At 41.2% G+C, this 12,800-nt stretch carries 10 protein-coding genes; 4 read left to right on the top strand and 6 right to left on the bottom strand.

Annotation, left to right across the window (positions count from 1 at the left end):
- The first annotated feature begins 57 nt into the window (after positions 1–57).
- Both A5875_RS22530 and A5875_RS22525 read left to right on the top strand, forming a co-directional pair.
- Positions 58–1,308: an iron-containing alcohol dehydrogenase gene (locus tag A5875_RS22530; RefSeq protein WP_141108378.1), complete on the top strand. Its 1,251-nt coding sequence runs from the start codon at positions 58–60 to the stop codon at positions 1,306–1,308.
- A 13-nt stretch (positions 1,309–1,321) separates the two neighbouring features.
- Positions 1,322–2,155, top strand: a complete 834-nt coding sequence (locus tag A5875_RS22525; protein WP_088935788.1) for a hypothetical protein — start codon at positions 1,322–1,324, stop codon at positions 2,153–2,155.
- Between the two features lie 65 nt (positions 2,156–2,220).
- Here A5875_RS22525 and A5875_RS22520 read toward each other — a convergent pair whose 3' ends face one another.
- From A5875_RS22520 to A5875_RS22495, 6 genes are all read right to left on the bottom strand, one after another.
- Entirely contained in the window at positions 2,221–2,949 is a 729-nt protein-coding gene (locus A5875_RS22520) for a GntR family transcriptional regulator (RefSeq protein WP_088935787.1), read from the bottom strand.
- A gap of 144 nt (positions 2,950–3,093) precedes the next feature.
- Entirely contained in the window at positions 3,094–4,026 is a 933-nt protein-coding gene (locus A5875_RS22515) for a glycyl-radical enzyme activating protein (protein ID WP_176244786.1), read from the bottom strand.
- Between the two features lie 20 nt (positions 4,027–4,046).
- On the bottom strand, positions 4,047–6,395 hold the full coding sequence (locus tag A5875_RS22510) for a pyruvate formate lyase family protein (protein ID WP_088935785.1): 2,349 nt from the start codon (positions 6,393–6,395) through the stop codon (positions 4,047–4,049).
- 17 nt (positions 6,396–6,412) lie between these two features.
- Positions 6,413–7,606, bottom strand: a complete 1,194-nt coding sequence (locus tag A5875_RS22505; protein ID WP_207113917.1) for an MFS transporter — start codon at positions 7,604–7,606, stop codon at positions 6,413–6,415.
- 22 nt (positions 7,607–7,628) lie between these two features.
- Positions 7,629–9,068: an aldehyde dehydrogenase family protein gene (locus A5875_RS22500; protein ID WP_088935784.1), complete on the bottom strand. Its 1,440-nt coding sequence runs from the start codon at positions 9,066–9,068 to the stop codon at positions 7,629–7,631.
- A gap of 301 nt (positions 9,069–9,369) precedes the next feature.
- Positions 9,370–10,389 (bottom strand): LacI family DNA-binding transcriptional regulator, encoded by a 1,020-nt coding sequence (locus tag A5875_RS22495; protein WP_088935783.1) that lies wholly within the window; start codon positions 10,387–10,389, stop codon positions 9,370–9,372.
- A 180-nt stretch (positions 10,390–10,569) separates the two neighbouring features.
- On the opposite strand from A5875_RS22495, the gene A5875_RS22490 reads away from it, so the two are divergent.
- The gene (locus tag A5875_RS22490) at positions 10,570–11,595 is read left to right on the top strand and encodes a zinc-dependent alcohol dehydrogenase (protein WP_176244785.1); all 1,026 of its coding nucleotides are present in this window, start codon (positions 10,570–10,572) and stop codon (positions 11,593–11,595) included.
- A 13-nt stretch (positions 11,596–11,608) separates the two neighbouring features.
- Positions 11,609–12,796, top strand: coding sequence for an acetyl-CoA C-acetyltransferase (locus A5875_RS22485; RefSeq protein ID WP_088935781.1), 1,188 nt, complete (start codon positions 11,609–11,611; stop codon positions 12,794–12,796).
- Positions 12,797–12,800: the final 4 nt, after the last annotated feature.

Below are 12,800 nucleotides of genomic sequence, written 5' to 3'. Positions count from 1 at the left end.
AAAGGGAAACCAAACTAATAGAATACTATATTGATTAATTGGATTATATGTGTTAAATTGTATACAACAATAATTGATCAACAAATCACAAAAAAGGAAGGAGTAAGCAACAATCGTTGTTGCTATACAATCAAAATGAAAGCATTCGATTTTAAATTTCCAACCCAAGTAGTTATGGGAGAAGGACGTCTCAATGAGCTTGGTACACTTGCCAAAGAATACGGTGACAAGGTCTTCTTAGTGTATGATCCGTTTTTAAAAGGAAGTCAAACACTAGAAAACATCAAACAAAATTTAGTGGATAGTAATTTGGACTTTGTTGAATTCAATGACATCTCTCCCAATCCCCGAAATACTTCGATTGATACAGGGACAGAATTATGTGTAAAAGAACATTGCGAGGTCGTCGTTGCAATTGGCGGCGGTAGTGCGATTGACTCAGCAAAAGCGAACGCTTTGGTGGCTACTAATGGAGGCAATTGCTGGGAATACACGGAAAGAGCTGGCGAAGATGTTACTCGTCCAACCAAGCCCAGCCTTCCAATGATCGTTGTCCCAACTACTGCTGGAACAGGTACTGAAGCAACGAGCTTTGCAGTTATCAACAATCCATCAGAAAAACGTAAATGTACTATTATTTCTCCAACTATTTTCCCAGACATTGCTTTAGTTGATCCAGAAATCATGAAAACTATTCCGCCAATGATTACCGCTTTAACTGGGTTAGATACCTTTGCCCATGCTTTAGAATCTTATATCAGTGTGAACGCGACACCGATCAGCGAGATGCTTTCTTTATATTCTATTGAGCTGTTCGCAAAGAGTATTCGCGAAGCTGTTCATAATGGGACAAATGTCGAGGCACGGGACCAAATGGCGCTAGCCTGCGGTTTAGGCGGCGCAGCAATCGGAACAGCTGGGGTTACCTTGCCACATGCGTTAGGACAACCTCTAGGTGCATTAACAGATGCACCTCATGGAGGAACATTAGCGGCGTGTTTCCCGCAAATCATCGAATGGACGCTTCCTTATGCTGAAGATAAGTTAGCAAAAGTGTCTGAATTACTAGATAGTCAATTAGACCAAAAATTGACCACTGCAGAAAAAGCTGCTGAGCTTCCGCGTATTTTACATGAATTGTACACGGATCTTGGGGTTGATGTTTCTTTTGGCAAATACGGATTAAAAGAAGAAAATATCGAGGAATTGGCAGATTTGTGCTTTGTCGGCTTTTTACAGGATCTTAGTGCACACCCTAAGCCTGTCACACGAGAAGATGTCATCAAATTAATTCACTCGTGTATGTAGAAAAGGAGTAGACATGTCACTAACAGCTCTCTTTCTAGCTTTTGGCGGAGGGATTTTCGGAACACTTTTTAGCGGAACGATCGCCTTCATTTTCACTGGGCTTCTATCCATCATCGGATTGACTATTGCTTTAAGCACAGGAGATAGTCAATTTATGGATAATGTCGTTTTTGGCAATTTTTTTGGGCCTCAGGTTTCCTTTGTAGGCGGTGTTGCCGCGGCAGCTTGGTATGGAAAAATAGAACGTAATCCCGAAATAGGCAGAAATGTTTCGACTCCGCTTTATGCTACACAATCAATGAGTACTTATCTGATTGGTGGTCTTTTCGGGTGTTTCGGTTATTTACTAACCTCCCTGTTTCTCCTCTTTACTCCGCCCATCGACGCAATTGCGTTAACGATTATTTTGTTGAACTGCTTGATTCGTCTTACGATATCAAGCAGTTCTGTGATAACGAAATATAGCGGCACACAAAAATGGTCCGAGGATTTGGTGAAAGACCTCCTATATCATGTGCCTTGGGTGTTCTTTATGAATTTAGGAATCGCAGAGCTCTGTCTTTCCTTGAATAGCGCTACGGTTGGTTGGGGGATCAGCGCCTTGACTCTGCTTTTCCAATTTGGATCGACAGCAGCTATTCCAGTCACTCACCACATCACTATGATTACCGGCTATGCCGTTTTAGCAACAGGCAATATTTGGGTAGCTGCACTAATCGGTGTTTTAGTCATGATTGTAGGAAGGATCTTCGAACGAGTAACAAATCATCAAGGTGCTACTCATATCGATATGCCCGCCGCGATGATTGCGCTCTTTTCTTTACCGATTTTTCTTTATCAGCAATAAAAGGCTGCAGCTATGGTTCCGTTAAGGAATCAAGCTGCAGCCTTTTTATTCTATTCAAACAAAGTCTATTTCATTACCTTTTCGCCAAATTCATTTTCTTCCCAGGCAATTGCCTGTTCAATCGGATTCACCGGTTCATCTGAAAAAAAGCCTGCTGGATAATTGTTTCTTAATGAATAGAAAGAAGACAAATGATCTGTAATGATCTCCACAGCTTCCTTTTCCTTATTCTCTGATAATGCTTGAACCAGCTCAAAATGTTGATGTAAATGTCTGGCTTCATCATTACTTGGATTAGGATGATGGATCATGATGAATTGGATACTTAAATACAAACTCTTTTGCATCTTGATGAGACTAGAATTCTTGCTGATATTTGAAAGCGCCATATGAAAATCGCAATCGGCCTTGCTTCTTAAAATCAGGTCGCCTTCCTTCGAGGCTTTCTCACACTCTTTGGCCAATTCAATCAATTTCATGTAGTCCAATTGACTTCCATGTAATGCGGCCAAGCGAACGGCTAATGTGTCCAATGCCAGCCGAACAGCCCCAATGTCTTGAATTTCCTGAAGAGAATAATCCTTTACTTGAGCAAATCGATTGGGGAAGATCTCAATCAACCCTTCGTTCTCCAATCGCTTCATCGCATCTCTCACCGGTGTTCTGCTTACTTTCAGCTTCTCGGAGATTCCGATTTCTGGTATTTTCTCACCGGGCATAATTTTTTTCGTTAATATCATTTCAAGTAAATGTTTGTAGCTTTCTTCACTTGAGGCTACGTTTCTTTTTGCCATTCTTCTTCCTCCTTCTTACTAGACTTACCACCACATTATACTACCACCTATTTCTAAGTGCAAATTTTCAATATTGAATACAATCTGCCCAACTATAATAAAAATCACGCGATTAATGTTCATCGCGTGATTTCTGATATCTTATTAAGCGGAAATATTTGCTCCGCCCACATCCACTCGAAAATTAAACGACTCAGCAATTTGCTTGTAATGATCGGCCTTTTCTTTGCTGCATTCAGGCATCTCTTTTAATTCATAATCCTCATCCACTAATTCATACTTCGTCATCCCAAACTGATGAAACGGTAAAATATTCATTTCGCCGCCAAAATCAAGGGTTTCCAAGTATTCCATCATTTTAGTAAATTCTGGACCATCATTGACCGTCGGAATCAAGGGAATTCGAATAATGATTCGCGCCCCCGTTTCGATTAGCGCTTCGAGATTCTTTTTGATCAACCGATTGGAAACGCCGGTCACTTCACGATGAACAGTATCGGTCTCCGCTTTGAAATCAAATAAGAACGCATCCACAAAGGGTTCTAGTTCTAAAAGTACCTTCGTATTGCAATAGCCGCTGGTTTCTAAAGCCGTTGAAATACCGACTTCTTTGAACTTTGCATAGACCCCTTTGAGAAATGGGATATGCACCGTTGGCTCGCCGCCGCTCAAGGTAACGCCGCCTCCAGAGTTTCTAAAAAAGACTTCATCTTTCATAACTTCTTTAAAAAGCTGATCGGGTGTCATGCGGCGACCGCAAATCTTCCTTGCTCCTGTTAAACAGACGTCTGCACAGGCACCGCAATCAGTACAATTGGTTCGATCGAATAAAATCTCTTTCGTTATCGGATTGAGCGTGATGCAGCCATTAGGGCAAGCAGTTACACAGCTTCCGCATTGCCGACATTCTTCAGATGAATAGAGGAGAACAGGCTTCGTTCTCAGATTTTCCGGGTTTTGACACCATTTACAACGCAATGGGCAGCCCATGAGAAACACATTCGTTCTAAGTCCTGGGCCATCGTGAATACACCCTTTTTGGATATTCGCAACAAAAGCACTTAGTTCTCTTTCCACATGATCTCCTCCAATTCTCTTTATCGACTGAAACGTTGAATAACATTTTCTTGTTGTGCCGGTGCCATCGCAATAAAGTATGCTGACAAGCCGCCCATCCGAACCTTCAAATCTTTATGTTTTTCAGGATGGATACGAGCATCTTCAAGTTCTTCAAGACTTGTTGTTGTAAAAGTTCCGATTTGTCCGCCAAGATCGCAGAATGAACGAAGGATTCCTTCCATTCGTTGCGTTCCGATGTCTCCTGAGAAGTCGTTGGCATTTAATGATAAGTCCATTGGGCAGCCGCAGAAGTAGCGTAATAAGTCTGGCTTCGTCGCACTCTTGATAACAGCAGTCGTCCCTTCAACGTCCACCCCAGCAGTTGGTGAATAATTTGGTGCTAACGGTTCCGCACTCTTTCTGCCGTCAGGTGTTGCAGATAAGTTTCGGCCTAAAGCGGCATAGTTTTCGAAGGTTCCGATCCCGCACGGTAATAATAATTTGTCTTGCTTTTCTCTCCAAGTGTAAACATGGTTTTCAAAATCTTCCATGACACGAACCAAAACTTCATCCACATAATCATCGTCGTTTCCGAATTTCGGTACGCGGTTTTGTGCTTTCAATTGTAATTCTTCATAGCCGATCCAATCATTTTCGATAGCATTCTTGAAGTTTTCTAATGTTGCTTCTTGATCCTCAAAGACGATTTTCTTTATAGCTGCTAATGAATCCACGACATTTGATAAACCTGTAATCAATGGTAAATGGAAGGTATAAGGAACTGTATTAACATCTGTCAAATCGCGTCCTTTTTCGATACAGCCGTCAAAGATCGTTGAGATCAATGGATCGGGTGCAATCATTTTAGACAATCCTAAGTTTTCTAAACGTTTTTCCACCTGCTCATCGATTTGCAGATTTACCTGTTGGCAGTAAGCTTGGTAGAAGTCTTCATACGTTTCATACTGAGAAACTGGTCCTAAATCTAACCCTTCCTGATCACCAGTCAATAACGTTTTTCCTTGAGTGAATACCCACTCCAACGCTCGAGTATTCATGACATGGGCGTAAGTAAAGTGACTCTTACCTGGGATCAAACATTCCCAACAGCCGTCATTACTGTAATCACGCGCATCTTCTTCCGAAATTCCCATTTCAACAAAACCTGGGATGATTGCATCATCGTTGTAGATCGCTGGTTCCCCATCATTTTTCTTCAAGCATTCTGCCAACTGTTTCCAGAACCACTCTGGTGTTTTTGAAGACACACGAGCAGATAAGGTTGGCATCAAAAGATCCATTTCAAAACGTAAACGAACCATTTCACTTGTTACTTGGGTGGTTCCATCTTCACCATCAGGACGCAGACCGCCAACGATCATATTCATTAACCAGTCATTCCCTGATTGACCGAAGTTGAAGTTTGCTTCGCTATCTTCATCTTCGTCTTCCTGCCAGCCTAACCCGCGAATATCATATCCTCCAGCTTCGTGACCGCCAGTTTCTTCCATATTTGAACCAAATTTAGGCGGAACACCTTGAGAGAACAACCCAAAGTCGTAATGATTTTCCCATTTTTTCGTATCCGTACAAATACGTTCATTACATTTCGCCAAGAACGAACCAATTAAATCGGTTGCTTCTTCTTCGGTAATCACGCCAGCTTTGATGTCTGCTTCATAGTATGGGTAAACAATTTGGTCTGTTCGACCTAACGGAACGAATTCGCCCCCGCTATTTACCATACAATAAGTAAACCAGTATGACTGTAACGCCTCTTGGAAGCTTTCTGCCGGTAAATAAGGCACTTTACTAGCAGCTTCATAAATACTGAATAATTCTTTGCGACGAGCTGGATCGCTTTCCGTCAGACTCATTTTTAATGCTTCTTGAGCATGACGTTTCGCAAAGGATAATGCTCCTTCAATAGCAATCAGCATTGCGCGGTATTCATTGACCGCTTCCTCATCAGCAGATTCTTTTTTAAATTCTTCAGCTAGTTTTGTGTTTATTTCATCCATGATTCCTTTAAAACCAATTTTGATTACCTTATCCCACATTGGCGGATGATGACCCCAAATTGATTTTTCATTTAATTTGTACTCTTCAGCCTTTTTTTCTTCCTCTTCTGTTGCATAAATGGGTAAGACTGAACCAAACCCGACACTATTCATATTAGGATTGCCCACGATCAATTCATCAGGTTTGATGTACGCTGGTAAATTTTCTCCAATATAGCGAGAAGCCATTCCTTTTCTGACTACTAGAGGCTCATTGCGATTTTCATCCGTTACGATATTCACATCTTTGAAATACCAAGTACCTGGATCGACAAATTCCTCTTCAAACATCCGACGCTTAATTCTTTTTAATCTTGGTGATAACATTTCCATACCTCCATTTTTTACTCTTTATTCTTATCCTTCAAACCAATTAGGTAAGAGAAGAATGTACAACACATAATTGAAACAGCTACAACGTAAAATGCAGACTGCGTACCGATTACATCATTTAAGATGCCAACTAACTGACTCACGACCATGGCAATCAAGGTTCCAAACATTAGAATCAAGCCTGTTGCTAAGGAAGCACGGTCTTTGAAAAACAGACTGATCGTCGTAATGATCGTAGGGAAGATCGCAGAAAATGCAAAACCGCCAATCGCAAAAATAATAAGGCCACTTTGTCCTAAAAGAACACCTAAGAACGATGTTGCAGTAGCTGCCACTCCATAAATCAAGATACAGCGGAAATAACCAATCTTGTCAGCCACAAATCCGCCAACCATCAAACCTAATGTCTTGCATCCAAAGAATAAGGCAATATATAGCGCACTTTGATCTGAAGTCATAGCAAATGATTCGTTCATATAATTAACGAACCAGTTTCCGATGCCATACTCTGCCGCAAGATAAAAACCGGCAGCTGCGATGAAAAGATATAAGATCGGAGACTTCATCACTTCGCTTCCTTTGCCGCCCTCTTTCACGACAGGCTCTAAAGGAATCTTTAAAAATAATAAGTAGATGAACATAACAACTACAACGGCTAACATAAAGAAGAAAAATGAGCGCCAGTTGATCCCGCTAGCTAATAATTTTCCTGAAATAATTTGCAGCACAGTATTTCCCGCTCCATAAGAGCCATTGATCGCATTCATTAAAATCGCGGTTGAGGCGATCGGCAATGCTGGGCCTAAAGTATTTACACTGATGTTAAACATCGCCATTCCTGTATTCAGCAAAAACATACTGATGATCAGCATCATAAAATTAATACAATTGACCAAACAAAGAATCGCCAAAGCGCTTAATATGAAACCTAACATCAAGACTTTCTTATAACCGAATTTTTCAATCAGGATACCGCCTATATATTGAAAAACTGCATAAGCCAGTAAGCTGGCGGTCATGATAAAGCCAATTTGTGTATTGTTCACCATGAACTCTGCTTTAAAGGAAGGAACAAAGATTCCTTTAAAGTTATCGCTCATCGCTACAATCAAATACAATAAGATTAAAAACATTGAAATCGGCCAAGATTTGATCTTCGTCTGCTTCTCTACAATTTCTTCATCGTTCACTAACTTACTATCCATTTTTCACCTTTCCTTTTCCTGTTTACTTTCCAAACCCTTTTAAAGCAACATTTTTTACTTGCGTATATTCGCTTAATGTAACTGTGACTCCTTCACGACCGATTCCGGTCATCTTGCATCCGCCAAAAGGCATATGAGCAGAACGATAGTTGCCTGATCCCCCGATCACGCAAGTTCCTGCCTCGATTTCATTGGCTACCTTCATCGCAATATCCATTGATTTTGTGAGAACCCCGCTGGATAATCCATAGCAGGATTGATTCGCGATCTCAATTGCTTCTTCCACCGTATCAAAGCCGATAATAGGAAAAACTGGACCAAAAATCTCCATGTCTTTGGCAACATCCATCTCTTTGGTCACATTGGTGATCACTGTAGGTTCAATAAATGTTCTATCAAAGCGCTTGCCCCCATACAGTAATTCTCCACCTTGATCAATCGTTAACAAGATTTGCTCCTCTATTCCCTTGGCAGCGCGTTCGCTGATTACCGGTCCATAATAGGTATCCGATTCAAGCGGGTTGCCTACTTTGATTTTTTTCAATTCTGCTACTAACTTATTTTGGTATTCTTCTTTAATTTTGTTGCTTACAATAAAACGTTTGCTTCCACAGCACGTTTGTCCAGCATTGCTGGCTCTGCCTGCAAGTGTTTCTTGCACGGCTTCATCTAGATCAGCATCTTCAAAGATCAGGAAGGGATCATTTCCCCCAAGCTCCAATAGTACATGAGTCAAATTATCTGCTGCCTTTTTTGCAACCTCGATTCCCACTCGGGTACTACCAGTCAAACTAATTAAATCGATCTTAGGACTTTCACTTAACCAATTTCCGATTTCACTGCCATGTCCAGTAATGACTTGCAATGCTCCTGGATGAACGCCTGCTTCTAATAGAAGTTTACTCATCATCAGGTTGCCTAACGGTGTTTCCGTTGCTGGCTTGACAAGCACAACATTTCCAGTGACTAGAGCTGGTGCTACTTTATGCGCGAATAATTCGATTGGATAATTATAAGGAACGATCGAAACCACAACACCCATAGGCTCTGTATAATTGAAAATCAAATCTCCGGTAACCCGTTCTTCCGAATCTCTTGGGACAACCTCACCAGTAAATGATCGGATTTTTTCTGCATATGCGCGAAAAACATTGATACATGAATCCAGTTCATTGAAACAAGAATCCAAGGTTTTTCCGGATTCAAAACATACAGTCGTAGCAATTTCACGTCTGTGTTCGTTCAATAATTCTGTAAATCGAATTAAAATATTCGAGCGTTCATACGTAGGTACCTTACTCCAACTCTTTTTGGATGCTTGTGCAAAGTCCAGAGCTGCTTGTATATCCTCATAAGTAGCTGCAGGGACTGAATCCACTACCTCTTGAGTCGCAGGGTTTACTACATAAATCACTTCGTCATTCGAAGAATTTTGCTCTTTACCTGCAATAAGCATCTTCATATTTTTTATACCCCTTCCCTTTTCAAACGTTTGAACTATAAAAGTAGAACCAATCTATTTTATAATTCATATTTACATAATTGTATACAACTTAACTTAAAAAAATATTTGAAACCGTTTGCTTTCACATATTATAAAAGGGGGTACAGGAATAGTCAACCAGTTTTAGAATATTTTTCTACAAAATAAAATTCAAACGTTTGACCAAAGGTGTAGAATTTTTACAGAAAAGGTGTCTTAAACAGGTGTTTTGCCAAATAAAGAAGCTCTCTCCATCAAATACTTGACGAAAAAAGCTTCTTTATTTTATTTCCTTAACCGACTCTCTTTCTAAAAAGCGATGTTGAATATAGATTTGTTTGACTTCTTTCACGTCATTAACGTGTTCAATTTGCTCCATCAGCATATCAACAGCAATTTGTGCCAACAAATCAACTGGATCTTGAATAGTTGTTAATTGAGGCGTTAGTAATTTAGAAATCGAGATGCCGTCAAAGCCCGTGACAGAAATATCTTCTGGGATTCTTAAGCCTATATCCTTAGCAGCCAAATAAACATTGCTAGCCACAAGCTCATTGATACAGTGGATCGCCGTCGGTCTATCGGGACTGGACAATAATTGATGCGCACGTTCATAGATTTCCTTTGGATCATGTTTGCCTTCAATCACATAGTTATCTTGAACCTCAATGTGATGCTCCGACAGCGCACGATAATAGCCGGCTAAACGATTTTTCAAAATAGAGATATCGAACCGATACCCTAAAAAGGCGATCTTCTTATGTCCCTTGCTGATCAGATACGAGACAATCTCATAGGTTCCTGCCTCATCGGTTACATCTACTCGGTCAACGTTTTCTACATCTGCTTGAATAGAGACCATACTTAAAAAGCGCTTGGCCGCTTGAAAATCTTCTTCACACTCATCTTCTCTGGTTCCCGCAATGATACAGCCAGTCGCCCGCGTTTCTACCAGCATCTTCAGAAAGCGTTTTAATTTTTCCTGACTATCGTTAAAAATACACAGCGTCAAAATAAAACCATGTCTTGCTAAACGCTTCTCAACCTCATTCACCAACTCAGCGAAAAAAGGGTTCATTATATTAGGAATAAAAAAACCAATCATTTGGTAGCCGCTATTTTTTTGGATACTTCTTGCCAACGCATTAGGCGCATAACCGATTTCTTTTGCTACAGAAAAAACTTTATTTTTCGTTTCTTCTTTAAAGTCAGCTTTTCCGCTCAGGATTTTTGAGACGGCACTGATGGATACACCAGATTTTTCCGCTACATCCTTTAAAGTTGCATACTTTTTCTTCATCCACTTCACCTTATCAAATCTTTGTTCAAAGTATATCACAGGCGCTAAAGAGCAGCAATTTGCAGTTTAGCCGAAAAAATCATATTGACTAGTATATGTATTTAATATATATTTATTGTATACAATTAACTAAAAGTGTATTTACCGATTTTGCTTATCAAAAAAATGGATGTGAAAAAAATGAAAAGCGCTCTATTTCCAAACAAAAATGAGGTCACCGTCACCAATCAAGAATTACCGGAACTATCAAGCAATGAGGCGTTAATAAAAGTTCATTATGCAGGAATCTGCGGCTCAGATGTCCATGTCTACCAAGGTCACCATGCCACTGCCACCTACCCGAGAATACCGGGACACGAATTTGTCGGCGAGCTGGTAGATTTTAAAGGAAAGATGAAAACTGGAATCGAAAAAGGAGACTACGTTGTCGCCCAACCTTTCTTTTCATGCGGAACGTGTCAACCGTGTATCACTGGTTATGACAATGTCTGTGAGCAATTGCAGATTTTAGGGATTCACGTCGATGGAACATTTTCTGAATATGTAAAGGTGCCCATCAAAAAAATGTATAAGGTTCGAAAGGATATTGATCTGAAGCTGGCTGCTATGGCAGAACCTTTAGCCGTTGCAGTCCATGACGTTATGACTGCGAAAACACAGTTAGGTGATAAGGTTCTTGTTTCCGGTGGCGGACCGATCGGCATGCTGATCGCAATCGTTGCCAAACACACGGGTGCAAATGTTACTGTCAGCGAAGTCAGTGAATATCGTTTGAACTATGCAAAGGATATGGGCTTTGATACAGTGAATCCGATCGATACCTCATTAGTTGATTATGCGAAAAATGTAAACAACGGCAGTGGATTTGATACCGTTTTTGAAACATCTGGTGTTGCAAGCGCTGTATTGGCTTCAACGGCCGCTGTAAAAATTCGCGGGTCGGTTGTGATCATCGGCGTTGCTAAAGACAATTTACCTTTCAGCACGAATGATACCTACTCAAAAGAACTTACGATCTTAGGTGTACGAGTCCATTCACAGTATGCCTTTGAACGTGCGGTATCTCTATTAGATTCCGGTGCATTAGATGAAGATCTTTACAAAATTTTAGATGATAAAGTCTACCCGCTAGATCAGATCAAGGAAGCCCTTGATTATTGCATTAACGATACGAACCATTTTAAAACATTGGTTTCAATCGATTAATTAGGAGGAAATCATGAGTAAAAGTGTTGTAATTGTCAGTGCTGTTAGAACCCCTATTGGAAAATTGGGTGGTTCCTTAAAAGACGTAGCGACTGTTGAGTTAGGTGCCCATGTTGTGGGAGAAGCCATCAAAAAAGTTGATCTTGATCCAAAATTAGTCGATGAAGTGCTGCTCGGCTGTGTCTTGCAGGCTTCACTAGGCCAAAACGTAGCCCGTCAAGCGGCGATCAAAGCCGGACTTCCCATTGAGACACCCGCACAAACGATCAATGTCGTCTGCGGCTCAGGCTTGCAAACCGTTAATTCAGCTGCCAGCGCCATTCTTTCCGGACAAGCTGAGATCGTAGTGGCTGGCGGAATGGAAAATATGTCCGCTGCGCCATTTGCCCTTGATCGCGCTCGTTTTGGTTATCGAATGAACCATGGGAAATTGATCGATACAATGATCCAAGATGCCTTATGGGATGTCTACAATGATTATCACATGGGGATCACTGCCGAAAATGTGGCGGAAAAATATGGAATTACTCGTGAAGAACAGGATACGTTCGCCGTAGAGAGCCAAGCAAAAACGTCGGCCGCCCAAGCCAATGGGAAATTCAAGGATGAGATCGTTCCGTTAGCCATCAAAAATCGAAAAGAAACGATTCTTTTCGATACGGATGAGTATCCACGTGCAGGAGCAACTGTTGAATCATTACAGAAATTACGCCCTGCCTTCAAGCCTGATGGAACGGTCACCGCGGCGAACGCTTCTGGAATCAATGATGGTGCCGCCGCAGTCATTCTAATGAGTGAAGAGAAGGCGAATGAGTTAGGCATTAAACCGCTAGCCCGCTGGGTTGTCGGTGCTTCTGCTGGGGTTGATCCTGCTATCATGGGGATCGGCCCCGCTGCATCAACTAAGAAAGCCTTAAAATTAGCCGATTTGACCATCGACGATTTAGACTTAATAGAAGCAAATGAAGCCTTTGCGGCACAAGCTTTGGCTGTCGGAAAACTATTAGACTGGAATCCTGAAAAAGTCAATGTGAATGGCGGTGCCATTTCTTTAGGTCATCCAGTCGGCGCTTCAGGCTGTCGAATTTTAGTAACACTGATCCACGAAATGCAGCGACGAAATGCTAATTACGGCCTAGCCACCTTATGTATCGGCGGCGGGATGGGCATTACTACTATCCTTCAAGGGATGGATCAATAAAAAA

This window comes from Enterococcus sp. 3H8_DIV0648 (genome assembly GCF_002140655.1).
Lineage (GTDB): Bacteria > Bacillota > Bacilli > Lactobacillales > Enterococcaceae > Enterococcus_A > Enterococcus_A hulanensis.
The sequence above is the reverse complement of the archived record's forward strand: the minus strand, read 5'-3'. Positions and strand labels throughout refer to the sequence as shown.

Bases quoted from the DNA above. Each gene is read 5' to 3' on its own strand.
- A5875_RS22490 (WP_176244785.1), top strand. From the start codon at position 10,570: ATGAAAAGCGCTCTATTTCCAAACAAAAATGAGGTCACCGTCACCAAT.
- A5875_RS22510 (WP_088935785.1), bottom strand. From the start codon at position 6,395: ATGTTATCACCAAGATTAAAAAGAATTAAGCGTCGGATGTTTGAAGAG.
- A5875_RS22520 (WP_088935787.1), bottom strand. From the start codon at position 2,949: ATGGCAAAAAGAAACGTAGCCTCAAGTGAAGAAAGCTACAAACATTTA.
- A5875_RS22500 (WP_088935784.1), bottom strand. From the start codon at position 9,068: ATGAAGATGCTTATTGCAGGTAAAGAGCAAAATTCTTCGAATGACGAA.
- A5875_RS22505 (WP_207113917.1), bottom strand. From the start codon at position 7,606: ATGGATAGTAAGTTAGTGAACGATGAAGAAATTGTAGAGAAGCAGACG.
- A5875_RS22495 (WP_088935783.1), bottom strand. From the start codon at position 10,389: ATGAAGAAAAAGTATGCAACTTTAAAGGATGTAGCGGAAAAATCTGGT.
- A5875_RS22525 (WP_088935788.1), top strand. From the start codon at position 1,322: ATGTCACTAACAGCTCTCTTTCTAGCTTTTGGCGGAGGGATTTTCGGA.
- A5875_RS22485 (WP_088935781.1), top strand. From the start codon at position 11,609: ATGAGTAAAAGTGTTGTAATTGTCAGTGCTGTTAGAACCCCTATTGGA.